Genomic DNA, 21,653 nt, shown 5'->3' on the forward strand with positions numbered 1-21,653 from the left:
TCAAATGATAATGTTGAAAGACGAATAGTGAAAGAGTAAAATAATGTATAAGTAAATTGATATGTGCAAAGAGGCATATGTAAATATCTCATTAAGAGAATTACATATGCCTCTTATTTTATATTATTCAATACTTTAGGAAAGGAAGTTTTAGCAAATGCGTAGTTTAGAAACAAATGATTGGATGGTTATTAACAATATAGTATATCAGATTAATTCTATTGAGAATTCTACTACTATGCGAAAAAATTTCCTTACTCAGATGGCTTTAGTTTTAGATTTTGATAGTGCTGACTTTTATATTGCATCAGAATTAAATAGTCATACATTGGTTAAACCAGTATTTTACAATTACAAGCCTAGAGCAGATGAAAATTACATGGACAAGTATGACAGTATAGATTATAGCAGGGGATTAATGTTTGGTGGTAAAAGTAAAGTATATAGAGAAAGTGATATTATTTCAGAGAAAAAGAGAGTAGAGACGGAATACTATAAAAAGTACTTTGAACCTAACAATTGGCATCATACACTAAATATGATATTGGCACACAAAAATCAGTTTGTTGGTGTAGTATGTTTCTTTAGAATAAAAGGAAAAGAAGATTTTATATATGAGGATTCTTTTGTACTTGATATTATTAAAGAACATTTAGCCTTTAGGCTATATCAGGATCTAAATAATAATTCCATGGGTGGAGAAAAAATATCTATTTCCCAGTGTGTAGATACTTATGGATTAACCAAAAGGGAAGAAGCTGTGTTATGTGAACTAATGAATGGATTAGAGAACAGTGAGATTAGCAATAAATTATGCATTACAAATAATACATTAAAGAAACATGTACTTAATATATATAGAAAGCTAGGTATTAAGAATAGAGTTCAGCTATTTAAGATGGTTAAAGAAAGAGGATGAGAATACTACTTTAGGGGTATCTATATATTAAAAAGGATAATTAAAATGGTGTTTTTGGTGAATTGTTATAAAAAGATTTTGATAGTATATTATTCACAAGAAGTAGTGAAATAGTTGTTTAGATGGAAGTTTGTATATAATTTTGCAATTAGGGAGGAGAGAGGTTATGAAAGAAATAGTATTAATTATAAGACCGGAAAAATTAGAAATTATTAAAAGTATTTTGGATGAATACCACTGTGGTGGAATGACAATATCAACCGCAATGGGATGTGGAACTCAAAGAGGCTCGCTAGAAGGTGTAAATGAGATTAAGGGTTTAAAAACAAATATAAATTTATTACCCAAAATTAAAGTCGAGGCAGTAGTAGAGGACAATATAATAGAAGATATTATTTTATCAGTAATAGACAAGGTAGGAACTGGCAATGTTGGAGATGGAAAAATTTTTGTTAGAAATATAGAACAAGTTGTTCGTATTAGGACAGGTGAAAGAGGAAGTAAGGCTTTATAATTATAAATATTTAGATGCAAGGGTGCATAAAGGTATGAATATCTTTATGCACTTTTTTGTTTTAGCTCATGATAGAAGAGTTAGGAAATTATAAGCATAAAAGCTATTTTTATTTAGAGGAGTGATTTAGATGATAAAAGGTATATTAAAGAAACTTATATTAAGTATAACAATAGGATGCATGGTAACAATGAGTTTATCTGGCTGTGGTTCAAATACTCAATCAACTTCTAATGGAAGTACAGGTGAAAATTCTGGTGAAAGTAAGGAATTAAATGTTATCTGCTGGTCCGAATATCTGCCTGATGACGTCCTAAAAGGTTTTGAAGAAAAGTATGGAGTTACAGTTAATATGACTACATTCACTGATCCAGATGAAATGCTTGCAAAAGTTAAATCAGGAAGTAAAGGGACATATGATATGATTATTGGCCCGGCTCAAGATATTGATATACTAAAATCTCAAGATTTGATTCAAAAATTAGATACAAGTAAAATAGAGAACTTCAAAAATATTGATGAGCAATATTTACATGAAGCAAATGATCCTAAAAATGAATACAGTATTCCTTATTTGGGTACAAGCATATTGATAGCAGTTAATACAGATAAAATTAAGGATAATATAAAATCATATAAAGATTTATTGAATCCTAAGTATAAAGATACCATGGTTGTTGTTGAAGATGCCAGACCAATAGTCGGGATTGGATTAATGACAAATGGATATAAGATAAATGATACAAGCGATGAAGGATTAAAGAAAGCAGAGGACTTTTTAACACAATTGAAACCAAATATTCATGCATTCAACGGTGATAGCCCAAAGACATTATTATTAAATGGTGAGTGTTCATTAGGCCTTGTTTATGGAGGGGAATGCGCTTTAGCAGCTAAGGAGAATCCAGCAATTAAAGTAGTTTATCCAGAAGAAGGCATTTATTTCACATTTGATATGATGATGAAAGTGAACGGAGCTAAGAATTCTGAGAATGCAGACTTACTAATGAACTATATATTAGATCCAGAAGTGAGTGCTACTATTTCAAAGACTTTCCCATATGTAAATCCAAACAAAGCAGCTAAAGATATTCTAGGAGACGACTTTAAAAATAACAATATTATGAATATCCCAGAGGCTGAAATGAAGAAAAGTCAAGGGTTACAAGATATTGGAGAAAATGTATCAAAAATAACTGACTTATGGACTAAGTTTAAAGGATAAGGGTGAAAAATAAGACTTTGGAGGGGATTAAATGTCTGAGGTTATCGTGAAAATAGATAATATAAATAAAAAATACGGAGATAATCATGTAGTTAGAGATCTATTTATTGACATAAAAAAAGGTGAATTTTTAACTATGCTTGGCCCCTCAGGTTGTGGTAAAACTACAACCTTGAGAATGATAGCAGGCTTCGAAACACCTACTAGTGGAAGCATTTATATTGAGGGTGAAGAGGTTCAAAACTCTGAACCTTATGAGAGAGAAGTAAATACAGTTTTCCAAAACTATGCACTATTTCCTCATATGACTATTTATGATAATTTAGCTTTTGGATTATCAGTCAAGAAAGTTAACAAAGCAGAAATTAAACAGCGTGTTACAGAAATTCTCGAGCTAGTGCAGCTAGTGGGATTTGAAAATAGAAAACCAGATCAATTATCAGGTGGACAAAAACAAAGGGTTGCAATAGGAAGAGCCCTTATAAATAGACCAAAGGTTTTGCTGCTAGATGAACCTTTAGGAGCTTTGGATTTAAAATTAAGAAAGCAAATGCAATTTGAATTGAAGCGTCTCCAAAAAAAGTTGGGAATTACATTTGTTTATGTCACTCATGATCAAGAGGAAGCACTTACAATGAGTGATAGAATTGCAATTATGTATGGAGGAGATTTAGAGCAAATAGGAACACCAAAGGAAATATATGAAAAGCCAAAATCTAAATTTGTGGCAGATTTTATTGGAGAATCAAATATTTTTTATGGAGTTGCTAATAAGTTAGAGAATGATTTATCAAGAGTAAAATTAGAAAATGGAGATGCTATAGTATTGGATTCTCAGGTTATGGATAATGAAATAATTTATGTTCTAGTAAGGCCTGAAAATATAAGATTATCTAAGGAAGCGATAGAAGGATTTACTCTTGTAGGAAAAGTAAAAGAGCATGTCTATATTGGGAATGTTAATAAAACAATAATTATGCTTCCAACAGGAATGGAGATAAAGATGAATACTACTCCAAAAGTGGAATTACTACCAATAGGTTCAGAAGTATATGTGTATTGGGAAAAGGAAGATGCAGTTGTTATTAAATCACAAAGCCAAGAAGTCTTCAATGTTGTAGATAATCCCGTATTTACAGTAGAGAACCAAACAAAATAAGGAGGTGCTTAAATGAAAAGTAAAAAGAAAATAAACATGCCTCTTATAACCACAGTTGGTCCAGTTTCAGCATGGATGATTTTGCTAGTAGCTATTCCATTTATTTATGTCTTCGTTATGAGTTTTATGAATAAGGGGGCTTATGGTGGAGTTGTTATTGGATTTACATTAAATAATTTTATACAAGTATTTGATCCGTTATATTTAAAGGTTTTTGGTGAATCATTTTTGATTTCGACCTTTACGACTGTAATCTGCATAGTAATTGCATATCCATTTACTTACTTTATAGCCCAAAAAACAACTATAAAGAAGACAGTTTTTATGGCTATGGTAATAGTTCCTTTCTTGGTAAGTTCGTTAATTAGACTTTTTGGATGGATCAATTTACTTCGCAAGGACGGTATTATCAATTCACTATTGTTGAAATTAGGAGTAATTAATGAACCACTTCAACTAGTATATAATACAACCGGGGTAATGATAGGTCTAGTATATATGTTATTACCATTCATGATTTTACCTTTATATAGCTCAATTGAAAAATTGGATAAATCGCTTTTGGAAGCCTGTAGTGATTTAGGAGCAAAACCTATTACTTCTTTTATAAAAGTTACCTTACCACTTACGATGCCGGGAATATTTGCAGGCAGTATTCTAGTATTTATTCCTTCATTAGGATATTTCTTTGTTACTGACTTACTTGGAGGAAGTAAAACTCAAGTAATTGGTAATGTTATTAGAACTCAATTTATAACCGCCAGGAATTGGCCACTCGGATCAGCAATTTCAATATTTTTAATTGTAATTACTTTGGTACTTGTATGGTTATACCAAAAATCAGGTGGTAATATGGACGACTTAGGAGGTATGTAAAATGACAAAGATGCAGAAAAAGAATATATCTAGAATATTTAAAAATATTTATATTTATCTTGTTTTCTTATTTTTATATCTTCCTATCTTTTATGTAATTATTTTTTCATTTAATACTTCAAAGTTAAATATTACTTTCGAAAATTTCACTTTTCAATGGTATGGGACCTTCTTCAAAAATAGAACTTTAATGGAGGCGCTTTCAAATACTTTGATTATTGGGATTATAAGTACTATTATTTCAACTATTATAGGAACTATTGGTGCTATAGGGCTAAGTAAATACAGATTTAGAGGAAGAGATGTAATAGATAAATTATTATACATCCCTATAGTAATTCCAGAAGTAGTACTTGGTATTGCTCTACTTTCAATATATTCAGTTCTTAGTATTCCTTTAGGATTAATTAGTATTACTTTATCTCACATTACTTTCAGTATTCCTTTTGTTGTAATAACAGTGAGAGCAAGACTTGCCGGATTTGACAAATATCTTGAAGAAGCAGCTATGGATTTAGGTGCAAATAGGATTGTGACTTTCTGGAGAGTAACGTTACCGCTCATAATGCCAGGAGTTTTGTCTGGTGCTATGCTGGCATTTTCATTATCTATTGATGATGTTGTAATTAGCTTCTTTACAGCTGGACCAGGAAGTACAACACTTCCACTTAAAATTTTCTCCATGGTAAAGACTGGAGTAACACCAGAAGTAAATGCTTTATCCACAGTAATAATGGTTATAACTATTATAATTATAGCTTTAAATACTGCATTTCAAGTTAGGAAGCTTAAGGCACAATAAGAGAATAGTAGAACGGTATGTTTACCTTTTATTTATTTTCATGTTCATAAAGATAATAAGGAATAAAGGTTTACTAACTTGAATAAGAGGGTGAGTTAATGATTAAATACGATGTTGTTATTAAGAATGGAATCATAATAGATCCAGAGCGAAAAAAGAGCACTATTGCTAATATTGGAATCCTGAATGGAAAAATAAAAGCTATAACAAGAGAAGATATGGAAGGTAACATTGAATTAGATGTAAGAGGCAAAATAGTATGTCCAGGTATTATAGATATTCATGCTCATGTAGAGGGAGATTTAGATTGTGCTAGAGTGCTAGCAGCCATGGGAGTTACTACAGTATACAATGGTAATTGTGGAATGTCTCCAGAAAATATTAAGGAATTCTACAATAAGTATGATAGTTTTTTAATCAATCAAATAGAACAAATTGGACATATTACTCTGAGAGAACAAGTTGGGGTTACTGATAGATATAAATCATCCAGCGATGAAGAAATTGAAAAGATGAAGGGTATCCTTGAAGAAGCATTTGAATTTGGAGTCAGCGGATTATCATTCGGACTTGAATATGTTCCTGGAAGCTCAAGGAAGGAAGTATTAGAACTAGCAAAAGTTGCAGCCCAATATGGAAAGTTAGTATCAATTCATACAAGGTCAGACTCCTATGGTGGCCTTTCTAGCTTAAGAGAAGCTATTGATATAACTAGAAAAACAGGTGCAGCTGTAAATATATCTCATCTAACTTACCAGTTTGGAATGGGAATGGCAACAGAAGCTCTTCATATGATAGAAGAAGCTTTAGCCGAAGGGCTAGATATATCCGTAGATAGCGGATTGTATAGTGGATTTGCGACTTCCATTGGAAGTGCTGTTTTTGATGAAGGCTGCATAGAAAAGTGGGGATGCGATTATAGCAGCTTAATAGCTGGGACTGGTAAATATAAAGGTAAGAGATTAACCAAAGAAATTTATGAAGAACTTAGACGAAATTATCAGGATGATACGGTCATAGGCATGGTGGGAGAGGAATATGAAGTATTTGAAATCCTAGAAAAACCTTATGTAATGGTCTCTACAGATGCGGGAACATTATACGATGCTGGAGTTCCAGGTCATCCCCAAGATGCAGGGACATATCCTAAATTTTTTAAAACTATGGTAAGAGAGCAGCATAGAATCACGTTAATAGATGCTATAAGACGATGCACATACATGCCGGCAAAACGCTTAGGATTAATAAATAAAGGATTTATTGGAGTTGGAGCTGATGCAGATATTTTAATATTTGATGAAAAAATAATAGAAGATAAAGCAGATTATCCATGCTTTGGAGCTACAGACACAAGGCCAGAAGGCATTGAATATGTTTTTGTAAATGGAGTTATTACAGTAAAAGGGAAAGAAGTATTGGATATAAGTGCAGGGAAAACTATTAAAGATAAGTGTCTTATGTGGAATTGGGAGCAATGATAAGTATGGAATAAACTAATAAGGTCTACCACAAATATTCTTGAGAATATTAGAATATATATTCTTCGGAATATTACCATAAATATTCTTAAGAATAAGTATTCTGTACCATATATATTCTTCAGAATATGCTTAAAAAATCGGGAGCTACAGATATTTTATTAGAATTTGAAATTAATTGTTAATAGAAATTAATCTGTGAAATTCACAGCAAAATAAATTGTTGGCAAAAATAAGTTGAGAGATCTTATATTAATTAAATGAGAGGAAGAGATATTATGGAAATTAAAAAGATGTACATCAATGGTGAATGGGTAGAAGCTATTTCTAAAAAAACGAGAGATGTAATAAATCCAGCTAATGGACAAGTAATTGCAAAGACAACAGAAGGCGGGATTGAGGATACTAAGCTAGCAATTGCAGCTGCAAAAGAATCTTTTTATGGAAAAGGTGAATGGAGGAGAATGAATGCACAAGCTCGTGCTGATATTCTTTTACAAATTGCAGATAAGATAGCAGAAAAAAGAGATAAATTTGCAATGCTCGATACAATAGATAATGGAAAACCTCTTCGTGAGGCAGAAGGTGACATAGATGACGGAATTCATTGTTTTAGATATTATGCAGGCTTAATCACAAAACCATATGGAGGAGTTTATGATGTAAATGATGGATTTGGGCAAATGCACTCATACACAGTTCATGAACCAGTAGGGGTATGTGGACAAATCACTCCATGGAACTACCCATTTTTAATGGCAGTTTGGAAGTTAGCGCCAGCTATTGCGGCAGGAAACAGTGTCGTATTTAAACCTAGTTCAAATACTCCTTTATCAACAATTGCATTATTTGAAATATTTGATGAAATAGGGCTTCCAAAGGGATCTGTTAATTTGGTATTAGGTTCAGGTGGAACTGTAGGGCAGGAAATAGCTGAAAGTAATGATATAGACATGGTTACTTTCACAGGAAGTACAGAAGTAGGACAAAGTATTGCAAGAGCTGCTGTAGGAAACCTTAAAAAAGTTGGCCTAGAACTTGGGGGGAAATCACCAAATATTATTTTTGCGGATGCGGACTTTGAAGGAGCAGTTGAATGGGCCATGGTTGGTATATTCTTTAATCAAGGTGAAGTTTGTTCAGCAGGTTCTCGTATTATTATCGAGGAGTCAATTAAGGATAAGTTTGTAGCACGTCTTGCAGAAAAAGCAAATGCAATGACTATAGGAAATCCAGTAAATAATCCAGATATGGGTCCGTTAGTTTCAAAAGAACATATGGAAACAGTATTAAAATATATTGAGATAGGTAAGAATGAAGGTGCAACCCTAGTTTGTGGTGGAGAAAGATACACAGAAGGAGAATGTGCAGAAGGATATTATGTGAGACCAACTATATTTGACAACTGTACTTCAGATATGACAATTGTAAAAGAAGAAATCTTTGGACCTGTTGTGACAATACAAACATTTAAAACAGAAGAAGAAGCTATAGCATTAGCAAATGATACCGTATATGGTTTGGCAGGAGCAGTATTTACATCAGATGGAACTATAGCATTAAAAGTAATTAAGGAAATTAGAGCAGGTATCACGTGGATTAATTGTTATAATCCAACTTTCAACGAAGCACCATGGGGAGGATATAAAATGAGTGGATATGGTAGAGAACTAGGTGTCCACGGTTTAGAAGAATACCAAGAAATAAAACAAATAAACATCAATTTAACCCCAGGACCAATTGGCTGGTACGAACATTAAATTTGGTATAAAATACTTGCAGTTTGTATGAAAGTTTAAGTTTACTTTTAAACACTTCGCAAAAACATATATTACCTTTATTTGTTTGGTGTAAATTTAAGGTGACAGCATATTTAGGCAAGTATTTTTATCTCTAAATAAAGTATCTGTATGTTAAAAAATACGTAAAGGGAAAGCAAACAAAGAAATAGAACACATATATGTATTCTATTTCGGTTGTCCATTGCCTCTCTTTAAGTATTTAGTTATTCTCTAAATTTTAATAAGCTCCATTTAGTAGACACATTGAATTTGCGGTATAAATTCTGAATGTGTTTTTTTAGTGTATATCCACTTATATAAAGTTTGTTTGCAATTTCATCATTATTCATATCCTGAAAAATTAATTGTAAAACTTCTACTTCGCGATTAGTCAAATTATACTTCGAGGCTAGATTTGCCATAGAGAAAGATATATTGGAAGAATTTTTTGAATCCTTTGTATAATATTCATAAAAGCGAAGATTGAGATGATCGCTAAAGGCCTTTACAATGAACATCTCATCGGAGGTAAAATCTCCTTCTTCTCGTTTACGATAAATTGTGAGAACTCCTAAAAATAAATCATTATATACGAGATTTAATTGTAATGAGTAATGAAGCCTAAATGGCTCGTAGCATTTCTTATATAGTACTGTTTTCACTCTCTCTTCTTCAGGCATTAAATCGCTTTCACGAATAAGTAGGCATTGTCCGCTCAACATTACCCAACGAGTATAATCTTCATCTTCATTTAAAAGGTAATTTTTTTCAGTATCTGAGTAAACCTCAGGGACACAGATGGGATCACATACCAAGTTCTTCGAATTAGTATGGTCAGCCATTAAAATACTGGAGGCTGTATTAGGAATTAACATTTTTAGTAGGTTCAAAAATGTTATTTTCATTGTATCAAAATCCGGAATGCTATATATCTGATAAATTATATTATTTATTAATAGAAATTCATTATTTTGCATATAGATACCTTCCATAACTATATATTACTAATATTTATATCTGCATAAATATTCTATAAATATGCGAGATTATTAAAGGTATTTTACCATAAATTACATAAATTGTACATGTAGTTATAATACTTAAATATTATTGTAAGTATATACTAACAAGGAAAAAAGATACTTATAAAGTAGTATACGTACTTCTAAAATAATGCAATAACCATACATTGAGAGAATTGTTTTAACTAGGGCATTTGATTTATAATAATATCAATAAAGAAAATAGATTAAATACAACGACGTATTACTGATTTAAAATCATTGTAATGCGTCGTTTTAATTTTAGAAAGGGAGTAATTATTATGGCACAAAGAAAACAAATTATTGAAGATTTAAACAGAGTTATAGGATATATAAAAAGCGATGGATTAACAAACGAGGAAAAAGAATCAATTACAAAGGATACAATAAATTATTTTGATAACTATGTAAGTCCAGGATGGCTTAAATACAGAAAATCAGTATCAACAAATGCAGCAGTTGTAGAATGGACAGATCAGGGAGCATATTGCACAGGATTATATGGAGAAGAATTTATAGATTGCCTAGGTGGATTTGGAATTTATACATGTGGGCATAGAAATGAGGAAATACTTGATGTTGTAAAAGCACAACTCGATCATCAAGCATTACATTCACAAGAATTATTAGATCCATTAAGAGGATATCTCGCAAAAGCAGTTGCTGAAATCACACCGGGTGATCTAGAATATTGCTTTTTCACTAATGGAGGAGCAGAAGCAGTAGAAATGGCATTAAAGCTTGCAAGAATTGCAACAGGTGGAAGATGGTACATTTCAACAGTGGGAGCGTTTCATGGTAAATCAATGGGGGCTATTTCAATGGGGGGGAAGAGCACATACAGAGTGCCGTATACACCAATGGTACAGCAAGTTCAACACGTTGAATATGGCAATGCAGAAGATATAAGGAAAGCTATAAGTAATCTATATGCAGTAGGCGAGAAAGTTGCAGCTGTTATATTAGAGCCAATACAAGGTGAAGCAGGGATTATCATTCCACCAGAAGGTTATTTACAAGAAGTTCGTGAAATATGTGATGAATATGAAGTTGCTCTAATATTTGATGAAATTCAAACTGGAATGGGCAGAACTGGAACAATGTGGAGATGTGAAGCAGAAGGTGTGACTCCTGACATAATGACTTTTGGTAAGGCGTTTGGTGGAGGAATAATGCCAATAACAGGTATTATATGCAGACCTAAAATGTGGACACAAGAATTAGTGGACAATCCATGGCTTTTAGGATCACCAACTTTTGGAGGAAATCCAGTTTGCTGTTCAGCAGCGCTTGCTACAATAAAATATATGCTGGAAAATGATGTTCCAGGACAATGTAAAGAAAAAGGTAAATATTTAAAGTCAAGGTTAGAAATGTTATGGAAGAAGTATCCTACAGTTATAAATGAGGTAAGAGGTACTGGACTTATGTTAGCAGTAGAGTTTCGGGAAAGTGATATAGGATACTCTGTTGCTAAGGGGTTATTTAAAAGAGGCGTTATGACTGCAGGAACTTTAGTAAATGCTAAATGCATCCGTTTTGAACCGGCAGCTGTTATTTCAAAAAAAGATATGGATAATGTTATTGAGAGAATGGATTCAGCATTGGAAGATACAAAAAAGGAATTTAATATTTAGAAGTAAAGATGCTATATATCAATGTATATAGCATTTTTTTCATGATAAGGAGATATGTGCTTATGAGACAATTAATGCTAGGTCCTGTGATATATAAATATAATGATTGTAAAACTTTTTGTAGGGAATTTCACATAGGCAAAGATGATCTGATAATTACAAGAAAAGAAATATATAATAATTGCTTGAAATTTAATGTAAATGAATCAGCAGTTCTATTTAAAGAGAACTATGGAATTGGAAATATGTCTGAGGATATCGTTGAGAGTATGTATGAACATGTTAGAAGAATATCTCATGAAAGGATTATTGCTATTGGCGAGAAATGTATTTTAGAGATCGGAAAAATATTTTCCTTAACAAATATTTCTCCAGTTGTAGATTTATACAATAATAAGTTAGAAATAATTAAAGAAAAAGAATTAGTATTAGTCCCAACTAAACTTGGTATTGGAAGTGAAGTAAATAATGTTTCTGCATTAGAATTAAAAGAAAATAATATGAAAGTAAGCCTTGTTGCAGATGAATTATATGCTGATAGTACAGTTATGATAACAGAATTACTAAGCAAATTACCACTACACCTGCTTATAAGTAGCTCTATAAATGCATTAATTCATGCAATTGAATCGTATTTATCTCCCAGAGCAACTGAATATACTAGGCTTTTTTCTTTAAAAGCTGTTGAAATACTATTTACAAGCTATAAAAATATTATAAACAAGGAAATGGCTATGAGTAGTCAGATATTAGATGATTTTCTTTTAGCAGGCAATTATTCAGAAATTGCTTTTGCAAATACAGGTGGGAAGGATTTAGATGTAATTAAGCAGGCATTAAGAAAAAAAGATAATACAGTTATGTATGGAGAAGCTAATTATATTACGTTTGTGGAAATGATTAAATTTTATCAGGGTATATATCCTGATAGTGAGATTAGAACATTGAGTGGACTTTTTGCAAATTTGTTAGAGTGCGACACTAGCGAAGTGTTTGAACAAGTAGAGAATCTATTATGCAATCTAATTGTAAAAAGTTCATCAAGTAAGAGGAGATAGATTAAATATAGAAGAAACAAATAAATACTATTTTACATCAGATTATGATATCAAAAAAAGTATGGAGTTTAATAAGAATGATCTATATTTTTTTGATATAAAAGAAATTGTAATTGGAATAATAAGTTATAGCTTTGTACTGGAAAGAATATAATATTGATCATTAGAAACTAGTTAAAATCACGAATATTTAGATTTATAATGCATATATTTAGTTCATCATAATGGTAATATTTTATGAAATTTATATAGAATTGATATTATCTATTTCAAATATAATGTTGACATTTTTAGAGAATAAGATTATTATTATAGTATTAAATTGAGAATAAATTAAATTTTATGGAGTAAAAATTAAATATTGATAAATAGATAACAACGGAGTTATTAGACATTTTAGTTTTGTTTAATGACTCCATTGCCATAATATATTGAAATTTTTAAGCGAATGTGGAAGCGCTTCCAAGAAAACAGAAAATATTTAAAATTTTATTAAAAACTTTAAATATTCATACAGAATTTCCAAATATTAAAAAATAAATTATATAAAATAAAAAAAGAAGGAGAGAAATACATGTTAAAATATATTGGAAAAAGATTTCTTATAAGCCTTGTAACGATATGGGCTATAATCACAATAGTATTTTTTCTAATGAGACTTATGCCAGGGGGACCATTTGATGGTGAAAAGTTAACACCACAAATTAAGGCAAATATGGAAGCTAAATATGGAATGGACAAGCCAGTATTAGAGCAATATGGGATGTACATGAAGAATTTAGTTCAAGGAGATTTTGGCGAATCAATGACTTTTAAGGGAAGAGGCGTTACAGATACTATAGCTAAATCTTTTCCAGCATCTGCAAAAATTGGAGGCGTAGCAGTAGGAATGGCTGTGATAACAGGTATAATTCTTGGAGTGCTTGCAGCTCTTAAAAATGGAAAATGGCCGGATAAATTAATAGTGTTCATTTCTACATTATGCATAACTATACCAAGTTTTGTAATAGGTGCGGTTTTAATATATGTACTAGCAGTTCAGTTAGGGTTATTACCAGCGACTGGATTCGGAGAATGGGAGAATTATGTAATGCCATGTATGGCACTAGCAGCAGCACCATTATCATTTATCACAAGACTTACAAGAAGTAAATTAATAGATGTATTGAAAGCTGATTATATAAGAACTGCGAAAGCAAAAGGCTTAAGCAAAACTACAATTATATTCAAACATGCATTGAGAAATTCTTTGATACCAATAGTTACATATATTGGACCATTAATAGCAAGCATATTAACAGGAAGTTTTGTAACAGAAAAGATTTTTGCGATTCCAGGGCTTGGAAATGAATTCGTACAATCAGTTACAAATAGAGATTACAGTATGCTGCTTGGAGTAACTATATTCTATGGAACAATGTTAGTATTTTTTGCTTTCTTTGTAGATGTAATATACGTATTAATTGATCCAAGAATAAAACTACAAGATGCAGAAGTTTAGGGAGGAAGAGAAGATGGAAAATGGATTAAAAGTTAAAAAGGATTTATTTACTCCTCTAAGCGAAGAAGAAAAGAAAATTGAGGTATCAGTAAGACCAAGTATTAGTTATTGGAAAGATGCTTGGATGAGATTGAAAAAAGATAAGTTTGCTATAATATCACTTGTTGTAATAGTAGCTGTAATCCTTGGAGCTATCTTTGTTCCATGGTTATCTAAATACAATTATGCAGCAAATGATTTATCATCAACATATTTGAAACCTTCGGCAGAGCATTGGTTTGGAACAGACAATCTTGGAAGAGATTTGTTCGTTAGAAACTTTTATGGAGCAAGATATTCACTTCTTATTGCGGTTTTAGCGGCAGTTATTAATTTAGTAATAGGAGTATTTTATGGTGGAATAGCTGGTTTCTTTGGTGGAAAAGTAGATGCTATATTAATGAGAATAGTTGATATCATATATGCAATTCCGTTAACTATATATGTAATAATATTTATGGCTATTTTAAACAAGCCAGGTTCAGGTGGAAGTGGGCTTCTTACAATAGTAATAGCACTTTCTATATCGTATTGGATTGGAATGGCTAGAATAGTTAGAGGTGATATACTTCAATTGAAGCAACAAGAATTTGTTCTTGCAGCAAAGTCATTAGGTGCATCAAATGCAAGAATATTAATCAGGCATTTAATACCTAACTGTATAGGGTCAATAATGGTTACATTAACACTATTAATTCCTGAAGCAGTATTTACTGAAGCATTTTTGAGTTTTATCGGTCTTGGAATAGCTGCTCCAAGAGCATCTCTTGGAACTTTAGCAAATGAAGCAATGGTTGGTATTTATACATATCCATATCAATTAATATTTCCAGCAGCGATGATTTGTATAATTATATTAGCGTTTAACCTTTTTGGTGATGGATTGAGCCAAGCATTAGATCCTAAGAACAAGAGATAGGAGGAAGAAAGAGTATATGGAAAGATTATTGGATGTAAAAGACCTACAAACTTCCTTTAAAACTAGTGCTGGTGAAGTACACTCAGTAAGAGGAGTATCCTTCTACTTAGAAAAAGGAGAGGCATTAGGAATAGTTGGGGAATCAGGTTGTGGTAAAAGTGTTACTATGATGTCTATCATGAGACTTCTAGCTGACAATGGAAAAATTGTTGGTGGAGAAATACATTTTAATGGAAAAGATATCTCTAATATTAGGGAATCTGAAATGGAAACTATAAGAGGTAATGATATAGGAATGATTTTTCAGGATCCTATGACATCATTAAATCCAGTATATACAATAGGTGAGCAATTAATGGAGCCTCTTTTAAAACATAGAAGAATTAGTAGAGCAGAAGCAAAAAAAGAAGCTATAAAGATGCTTGGATTAGTTGGAATTCCAAGTCCTGAAAAGAGAATGAAACAATATCCGCATGAATTTTCAGGTGGTATGAGGCAGAGAGCGATGATTGCTATGAGTCTAATTTGTGAGCCAAAGCTTATTATTGCAGATGAACCAACAACAGCATTAGATGTTACTATTCAAGCACAAATTTTAGATTTAATGAAGGATTTAAGAGAAAAGCTTAATACTGCAATTATATTAATAACTCATGATTTGGGAGTTGTTGCAGACGTTTGTTCAAGGATAAATGTAATGTACGGTGGAATAATAGTAGAGACTGGAACAACAGAAGATATATTCTACAGAGGGAAACATCCTTATACATGGGGACTTTTAAGAAGCGTTCCAAATCCTAAAGAAGATATAAAGGAAAAGCTTATTCCAATTGAAGGTCAACCGCCAGATTTATTAAATCCACCAGTTGGATGCCCTTTTGCAGCTAGATGTGACTATGCAATGAAGATATGTATTCAAAAGCAACCTCCATTATTTGAAGTAGGGGAAAAACATAAAGCGGCATGTTGGTTATGCCATGAGGATGCACCAGAAGTTGAATCACCTATAAGGAGGATAAAGTAGTGGAAGCTAATAAAGATATAATTTTAGAAGTTAAAGACTTATGTAAATACTTCCCTGCAAAGAAGGGCTTATTTAAGGGTAATAGCTATGTTAAGGCCGTAGATAGAGTTTCATTTACAATTAAAAAGGGAGAAACTTTAGGACTTGTAGGTGAATCAGGTTGCGGTAAGACAACTACAGGAAGAACAATACTGAAGCTTTATGAGCCAACATCAGGACAGATAATATTTAATGGAAAAGATATAACAAAGAATTCAGTGAAAGAAATGGTTCCGTTAAGAAAAGAAATGCAGATGATATTTCAAGATCCATATGCATCTTTAAATCCAAGAATGACTGTTGGGGACATAATTGGAGAAGCTATAGATATTCATAAATTGCTAACAGGTGAAGCAAGAACAGAAAGAATAAGAAGTTTATTATCAAAAGTTGGGCTTGCTAGTGATCATATAAATAGATATCCACATGAATTTTCAGGTGGGCAAAGGCAAAGAATTGGTATTGCAAGGGCATTAGCTGTTGAACCATCACTAATAGTTTGTGATGAACCTATATCAGCTCTGGATGTTTCTATTCAAGCTCAAGTTATAAATATGCTTGAAGAGCTTCAAGAGGAACTCGGGTTAACTTATCTATTCATAGCGCATGATCTTTCAATGGTTAAGCATATATCAACTCATATTGGAGTTATGTATCTTGGAAGAATGGTTGAAAAGGGAGAAAGTAATAAAGTTTACTCTGAAGGATTACATCCATATACACAAGCATTGCTTTCAGCAGTACCAATACCAGATCCAGATGTGGCTAAGAATAGCAAAAGAATAGTACTTGAAGGAGATATTCCATCGCCAATAGATCCACCGCCAGGATGTAGATTTAAAGGTAGATGTAAATATGCAAAGCCAATTTGCTCAGAAGTTGATCCAGAGTTAAAGGAAGTAAAACCAGGTCATTTCGTGGCATGCCACTTGTATGATAATTAATGTTTATAAAGAAAAGTAATTAGTTAAAATTTAATAATAATTAAGAAATAAAAAAAATAATTAGATATTTAGCATACTGTTAAAGAATTTTGGGAAAAATGATTTAAACAGATATAAATAATAAATAATAAATTAAGGGGGAATATAAATGAAAACAAGCAAAGTAAAACAACTTTGTGCAGTAGCTTTAGCAGCAACACTTGGAATGTCAATCTTAGTTGGTTGTGGTTCAAATAAAGGTGGAGATAAAGCAGCTGCAAGTAAACAAGAAATAACTTATAATTTAGGAGCAGATCCAAGAACTTTAGATCCAGCATTGTGTACGGACACTACTGGAACTACTGTAATAGCAAATGCTTTTTCAGGTTTAGCTGAATTGGATGAGAATGAAAAGGCGATTCCAGGTCAAGCAGAAAAATGGGATGTATCTGATGATAAACTAACATATACTTTCCACTTAAAAAAGGATCTTAAATGGTCAAATGGAGATCCAGTTAAAGCAAGTGATTATGAATATGAGTGGAAGAGATTATTAAATCCTGAAACTGCTTCAGAATACGCTTATGCATTATACTATCTTAAAGGTGGAGAAGCTTATAACAAAGGAAAAGGAAGTGCGGATGCTGTTGGGGTAAAGGCAACTGATGATAATACACTAGTTGTTACTTTAGAAGCTCCATGTCCATATTTCTTAGAGTTAACAGCACAATCATACTACTTCCCAGTAGATCAAAAGGTTGTTGAAAGTAATAAAGATTGGGCAAATGATGCAAAGACATTAGTTTCTAATGGTCCATTCAAAATCACAAATTATACAATAAAAGACTCAGTAGTTTTAGAAAAGAACGAAAATTACTATGATAAAGATAAAGTTAAACTTGATAAGTTAAACTTAAAATTTGTTGCAGAAGAAACATCAGCATGGGCAAGTTATAAATCAGGTCAATTTGATGTAGTTGATACAGTTCCAAAATCTGATGTGCAAGGTGCTTTAAAAGATGGAAGTGCTAAGTCATTCCCTAATTTAGCAACTTATTTCTTATCAATAAATGTTTCAGATAAGGCAAAAGCTGTAGATCCAAACGCTGCTAAGGTTTTAAGTGATCCAAAGGTAAGAAAGGCTTTAAATCTTGCAATTGATAGACAATCAATTGTTGATAATGTTACTAAGGCTGGCCAAATTCCTGCTCATGGTATTGTAGGAAAAGGAATTATAGGTCCAGATGGAAAAGACTATACAGAAAAAACTACTTATTTTGATCCAAAGGGAAATGTAGAAGAAGCTAAAAAATTATTAGCTGAAGCTGGATATCCAGATGGTCAAGGATTACCAACACTTCAACTACTTTATAACCCAGAGTCTGGTCACGGTGATACAATGCAAGCAATTCAAGATATGTGGAAAAAGATAGGCGTAAATGCTGAACTTCAAAGCCAAGAATGGAAAGTATTCTTAACAACAAGAGTTCAAAAGCAATTTGAGCTTGCAAGAGATGGTTGGAATGCTGATTATGTCGATCCTATGACTTTCTTAGATATGTTCCAATCAACATCAGATCAAAATAATTGCGGATATAACAATCCATCATATGATGCTTTAATTGATGCTGCAAAGAAAGAATTAGATCCACAAAAGAGATTTGATATAATGCATCAAGCAGAAGATATGTTAATGAATGATATGCCAGTTATTCCTTTATACTATTACACTAGGACAATAGGTATAAAAGATTATGTTAAAGGCGCTAGAGTATCTGTAATGAACACTATCTACTTTAAAAATGCTTATGTAGAAGGCAAAAAATAATAAACTTTAGTTAAATAAATTGAAAGAACTACTTTAAAATATGCTTATATTTTAGAGTAGCTCTTTTATTTTTTAGGGAAATATAATTTATATTCTGGTGCAAGCGAGTTTTTACGTTTCCAGCTGAATTAAGTATAAGTACTCGATTACTAGGATTTTGAAAATATATACTTTAAGATTTATATTAAGCAATTTTTAAGACATATTTACATAGATTTAACAGTAGAAAAGCATCAATATTAAAATCATAATTTGGCCCATAAAGTATTGAATTAAAGCCAAATAAGTAGTAAAATAAAAAAGATAGGATTTAAGAAGTGAAATAAATATTCCAAGTCCAAGGATAAAATTTAAAGTTTATTATAGAGTAATTTATATGGTGCAGAAGCTTAGAATTATATAGAAATATAAGGAATTTAAGTCTATGCAATTTTTTTAGCTCTACAATTCAGATAAGTTTAATAGGATATGGAAATTGGATATTGTTTATGGCACTTTAGTAGTGGAATTATAATTAATTGTGTGAATTTATGTTAGCTATTATGAAAAGGCGGATAATTTATCTGACTAATAATATTAGTAGTTAATAACTATGATATAACAATTAGTTATTGTTTGAAGCTTATAAATTTTATTAGAAATATTAGCAATAAGCGTATTTAAATTAAGGGGGATTTTAAACATGATCAAAGTATTAACAAACGACGGATTAGAAAATGCGTCAATTGAGGCATTGAATGGATTGGGAGTAGAAGTTGTCAATGAACACTTTAACCAAGATATATTGGGGGCGAAATTAAAGGAATTTGATGCAGTTGTTATTAGATCAGCTACTAAGCTTACAGCTGATGTATTTGAAGCAGAAGCAGGCGGAAATTTAAAATTGGCTATTAGAGCTGGTGTTGGAATAGATAACATAGATATTCCTGCTGCACAAGGAAAAGGAGTAACAGTAAGAAATACTCCATCAGCAAGCTCAGATTCAGTTGCAGAACTTGCAATTGGTCATATGTTTGCACTTGCAAGATTTATTGCGATATCTAACTACACTATGAGAAATGGTGAATGGAATAAAAAGAAATATGAAGGAACTGAAATTGCGGGTAAAACACTTGGAATCGTTGGAATGGGAAGAATAGGTCAATCTTTAGCTAAAAAGGCAACTGCTTTGGGTATGAAGGTTGTATATTATACAATTGAAGGAAGACATGATGATTTAGATTATGATTTTGTATCTTTAGAAGAAGTATTAAAGGTTTCAGATTTTATTTCACTTCATGTACCTTATGATAAAGCGGCTGGTTCACTAATAGGAAAAAAAGAATTGGAATTAATGAAGAATACAGCATATCTTATTAATTGTGCTAGAGGTAAGGTTGTTGATGAAGCAGCATTAATAGAAGCACTTAATAAAGGTGAAATTGCTGGAGCTGGTATTGATGTATTTGAAGAGGAGCCAACTAAGAATGAAGAATTAATTAACCATCCAAAAGTTAGTGCTACCCCACACATTGGAGCTGCAACTAAAGAAGCTCAAACAAGAATAGGTGAAGAAGTAGTTTCAGTAATAAAGGAATTCTTTAATCTATAATTTAGGAGGAATTTTTGATGGCGATAGTTAAAGCTTTTAGAGGAATTAGACCAGTTAAGGAATTAGCTTCAAAAATAGCAGCTTTACCATATGATGTAATGAGTAGTGATGAAGCAAGAGAAATGGTGGTTGGAAATCCACACTCATTTCTCCACGTTGATAGACCAGAAATAGATTTAGATCCAGAAATAGATGTACATGATCCTAAAGTATATGCAAAGGCTAAAGAAAATCTTGATAGAATGATAAGAGATGGAGAATTTATTCAAGATGAGGAACCTTGTTTATACATATATAGGCAAATAATGAATGGAAGATCTCAAACCGGAATTGTATTCTGTGCATCTATAGATGATTATATGAATAATATAATTAAAAAACACGAGTTTACAAGGGCGGATAAGGAACAGGATAGAATTAATCATGTTGATTATTGTGATGCAAATACTGGGCCAATTTTCTTAACATACAAGGAAGATCAAATTGCATCAGAAATAATAGATGCTTGGATTCAGAATGAAAGTAAAAGAAAACCTATATATAATTTCGTAGCCGAAGATGGTATAACGCACATTGTATGGGTTGTAGATAATGAAATTATTATAGACGAAATAGTTGACCTATTTAAGGAAATAGATTATTTATATATTGCAGATGGTCATCATAGATCGGCTTCTGCTGTAAAAGTTGGGCTTAAAAGAAGAGCTGAAAATCCAAATTATACTGGTGAGGAAGAGTTTAACTATTTCTTAGCGGTTGCATTCCCTGATAATGATCTAATGGTTATGGATTATAACAGAGTTGTTAAAGATTTAAATGGAATGACTAAAGAAGAATTGATTACGAAGTTAGAGGAAAACTTTATTGTAACTAAATCTGAAAATAATGTGCCTGTAAAGCCTGCTAAGAAGCATACATTTGGGATGGATGTTGAAGGAGAATGGTATTTATTAGAGGCAAAAGATGGGACGTTTGATGAAAATAATCCTATAGCGCAACTTGATGTTGCAATTCTTCAAAGTAATGTACTAACACCAATCTTAGGAATTGAAGATGTCAGAACATCAGATAGAATTGACTTTATAGGCGGTATCAGAGGAATCAAAGAGCTTGAAAAAAGAGTTAATTCAGATATGAAGATTGCTTTTTCTATGTATCCAACAGAGGTTCATGACATTATGGATGTTGCTGATATTGGAGAGGTAATGCCACCAAAATCAACGTGGTTTGAGCCTAAATTAAGAAGTGGATTATTTATTCATGAATTAAAATAGTTCTCCTCGTCAAAAAAAGATCG

18 protein-coding genes are annotated in these 21,653 nt (G+C 31.9%); 17 read left to right on the top strand and 1 reads right to left on the bottom strand.

All coding sequences use genetic code 11. The features are described 5' to 3' along the window. Positions 1-157 precede the first annotated feature (157 nt). From L1S46_RS11580 to L1S46_RS11615, 8 genes are all read left to right on the top strand, one after another. On the top strand, positions 158-919 hold the full coding sequence (locus L1S46_RS11580) for a helix-turn-helix transcriptional regulator (protein ID WP_012061093.1): 762 nt from the start codon (positions 158-160) through the stop codon (positions 917-919). A 166-nt stretch (positions 920-1,085) separates the two neighbouring features. Further along, positions 1,086-1,433, top strand: coding sequence for a P-II family nitrogen regulator (locus L1S46_RS11585; protein WP_012061092.1), 348 nt, complete (start codon positions 1,086-1,088; stop codon positions 1,431-1,433). A 130-nt stretch (positions 1,434-1,563) separates the two neighbouring features. Next, the gene (locus L1S46_RS11590) at positions 1,564-2,658 is read left to right on the top strand and encodes a spermidine/putrescine ABC transporter substrate-binding protein (RefSeq protein ID WP_012061091.1); all 1,095 of its coding nucleotides are present in this window, start codon (positions 1,564-1,566) and stop codon (positions 2,656-2,658) included. A gap of 31 nt (positions 2,659-2,689) precedes the next feature. Continuing rightward, entirely contained in the window at positions 2,690-3,817 is a 1,128-nt protein-coding gene (locus L1S46_RS11595; RefSeq protein WP_012061090.1) for an ABC transporter ATP-binding protein, read from the top strand. A gap of 12 nt (positions 3,818-3,829) precedes the next feature. Continuing rightward, on the top strand, positions 3,830-4,693 hold the full coding sequence (locus L1S46_RS11600) for an ABC transporter permease (protein ID WP_012061089.1): 864 nt from the start codon (positions 3,830-3,832) through the stop codon (positions 4,691-4,693). Position 4,694: 1 nt separating this feature from the next. Beyond that, positions 4,695-5,495: an ABC transporter permease gene (locus tag L1S46_RS11605; protein WP_012061088.1), complete on the top strand. Its 801-nt coding sequence runs from the start codon at positions 4,695-4,697 to the stop codon at positions 5,493-5,495. Between the two features lie 101 nt (positions 5,496-5,596). Further along, positions 5,597-6,973 carry an amidohydrolase family protein gene (locus L1S46_RS11610; RefSeq protein WP_171788909.1) on the top strand — a complete coding sequence of 459 codons (1,377 nt, stop codon included), beginning with the start codon at positions 5,597-5,599 and terminating at the stop codon, positions 6,971-6,973. Between the two features lie 278 nt (positions 6,974-7,251). Then, positions 7,252-8,733: an aldehyde dehydrogenase family protein gene (locus L1S46_RS11615; protein ID WP_012061086.1), complete on the top strand. Its 1,482-nt coding sequence runs from the start codon at positions 7,252-7,254 to the stop codon at positions 8,731-8,733. 245 nt (positions 8,734-8,978) lie between these two features. Here L1S46_RS11615 and L1S46_RS11620 read toward each other — a convergent pair whose 3' ends face one another. Continuing rightward, positions 8,979-9,731, bottom strand: a complete 753-nt coding sequence (locus tag L1S46_RS11620) for a helix-turn-helix transcriptional regulator (protein WP_023974893.1) — start codon at positions 9,729-9,731, stop codon at positions 8,979-8,981. 347 nt (positions 9,732-10,078) lie between these two features. Between L1S46_RS11620 and L1S46_RS11625 the strand changes: the two genes are divergently transcribed. The 9 genes from L1S46_RS11625 (at position 10,079) to L1S46_RS11665 (ending at position 21,630) form a co-directional block, all read left to right on the top strand. Further along, the gene (locus tag L1S46_RS11625) at positions 10,079-11,434 is read left to right on the top strand and encodes a putrescine aminotransferase (protein ID WP_238900064.1); all 1,356 of its coding nucleotides are present in this window, start codon (positions 10,079-10,081) and stop codon (positions 11,432-11,434) included. A 62-nt stretch (positions 11,435-11,496) separates the two neighbouring features. After that, positions 11,497-12,492, top strand: a complete 996-nt coding sequence (locus L1S46_RS11630; protein WP_238900065.1) for an iron-containing alcohol dehydrogenase — start codon at positions 11,497-11,499, stop codon at positions 12,490-12,492. A gap of 574 nt (positions 12,493-13,066) precedes the next feature. After that, positions 13,067-13,993, top strand: coding sequence for an ABC transporter permease (locus tag L1S46_RS11635; protein ID WP_012061082.1), 927 nt, complete (start codon positions 13,067-13,069; stop codon positions 13,991-13,993). Positions 13,994-14,006: 13 nt separating this feature from the next. After that, positions 14,007-14,951, top strand: a complete 945-nt coding sequence (locus L1S46_RS11640; protein ID WP_012061081.1) for an ABC transporter permease — start codon at positions 14,007-14,009, stop codon at positions 14,949-14,951. A 16-nt stretch (positions 14,952-14,967) separates the two neighbouring features. After that, positions 14,968-15,975: an ABC transporter ATP-binding protein gene (locus L1S46_RS11645; RefSeq protein WP_238900066.1), complete on the top strand. Its 1,008-nt coding sequence runs from the start codon at positions 14,968-14,970 to the stop codon at positions 15,973-15,975. Then, positions 15,975-16,958 carry a dipeptide ABC transporter ATP-binding protein gene (locus tag L1S46_RS11650; RefSeq protein WP_012061079.1) on the top strand — a complete coding sequence of 328 codons (984 nt, stop codon included), beginning with the start codon at positions 15,975-15,977 and terminating at the stop codon, positions 16,956-16,958. Before L1S46_RS11645 ends, L1S46_RS11650 begins: the two co-directional genes overlap by 1 nt. Positions 16,959-17,106: 148 nt before the next feature. Next, on the top strand, positions 17,107-18,765 hold the full coding sequence (locus L1S46_RS11655; RefSeq protein ID WP_238900067.1) for a peptide ABC transporter substrate-binding protein: 1,659 nt from the start codon (positions 17,107-17,109) through the stop codon (positions 18,763-18,765). 682 nt (positions 18,766-19,447) lie between these two features. Continuing rightward, entirely contained in the window at positions 19,448-20,356 is a 909-nt protein-coding gene (locus L1S46_RS11660) for a D-2-hydroxyacid dehydrogenase (RefSeq protein ID WP_077309884.1), read from the top strand. 17 nt (positions 20,357-20,373) lie between these two features. Further along, on the top strand, positions 20,374-21,630 hold the full coding sequence (locus L1S46_RS11665; protein WP_077869676.1) for a DUF1015 family protein: 1,257 nt from the start codon (positions 20,374-20,376) through the stop codon (positions 21,628-21,630). Positions 21,631-21,653: the final 23 nt, after the last annotated feature.

The organism is Clostridium sp. YIM B02500, assembly GCF_022324665.1.
In the GTDB taxonomy this organism is placed as follows: Bacteria; Bacillota; Clostridia; order Clostridiales; family Clostridiaceae; genus Clostridium; species Clostridium beijerinckii.

Excerpts from the sequence above, each read along its gene's own strand:
- L1S46_RS11580 (WP_012061093.1), top strand. The coding sequence starts at position 158 with ATGCGTAGTTTAGAAACAAATGATTGGATGGTTATTAACAATATAGTA.
- L1S46_RS11585 (WP_012061092.1), top strand. The coding sequence starts at position 1,086 with ATGAAAGAAATAGTATTAATTATAAGACCGGAAAAATTAGAAATTATT.
- L1S46_RS11590 (WP_012061091.1), top strand. The coding sequence starts at position 1,564 with ATGATAAAAGGTATATTAAAGAAACTTATATTAAGTATAACAATAGGA.
- L1S46_RS11595 (WP_012061090.1), top strand. The coding sequence starts at position 2,690 with ATGTCTGAGGTTATCGTGAAAATAGATAATATAAATAAAAAATACGGA.
- L1S46_RS11600 (WP_012061089.1), top strand. The coding sequence starts at position 3,830 with ATGAAAAGTAAAAAGAAAATAAACATGCCTCTTATAACCACAGTTGGT.
- L1S46_RS11605 (WP_012061088.1), top strand. The coding sequence starts at position 4,695 with ATGACAAAGATGCAGAAAAAGAATATATCTAGAATATTTAAAAATATT.
- L1S46_RS11615 (WP_012061086.1), top strand. The coding sequence starts at position 7,252 with ATGGAAATTAAAAAGATGTACATCAATGGTGAATGGGTAGAAGCTATT.
- L1S46_RS11620 (WP_023974893.1), bottom strand. The coding sequence starts at position 9,731 with ATGCAAAATAATGAATTTCTATTAATAAATAATATAATTTATCAGATA.
- L1S46_RS11625 (WP_238900064.1), top strand. The coding sequence starts at position 10,079 with ATGGCACAAAGAAAACAAATTATTGAAGATTTAAACAGAGTTATAGGA.
- L1S46_RS11630 (WP_238900065.1), top strand. The coding sequence starts at position 11,497 with ATGAGACAATTAATGCTAGGTCCTGTGATATATAAATATAATGATTGT.
- L1S46_RS11635 (WP_012061082.1), top strand. The coding sequence starts at position 13,067 with ATGTTAAAATATATTGGAAAAAGATTTCTTATAAGCCTTGTAACGATA.
- L1S46_RS11640 (WP_012061081.1), top strand. The coding sequence starts at position 14,007 with ATGGAAAATGGATTAAAAGTTAAAAAGGATTTATTTACTCCTCTAAGC.
- L1S46_RS11645 (WP_238900066.1), top strand. The coding sequence starts at position 14,968 with ATGGAAAGATTATTGGATGTAAAAGACCTACAAACTTCCTTTAAAACT.
- L1S46_RS11655 (WP_238900067.1), top strand. The coding sequence starts at position 17,107 with ATGAAAACAAGCAAAGTAAAACAACTTTGTGCAGTAGCTTTAGCAGCA.
- L1S46_RS11660 (WP_077309884.1), top strand. The coding sequence starts at position 19,448 with ATGATCAAAGTATTAACAAACGACGGATTAGAAAATGCGTCAATTGAG.
- L1S46_RS11665 (WP_077869676.1), top strand. The coding sequence starts at position 20,374 with ATGGCGATAGTTAAAGCTTTTAGAGGAATTAGACCAGTTAAGGAATTA.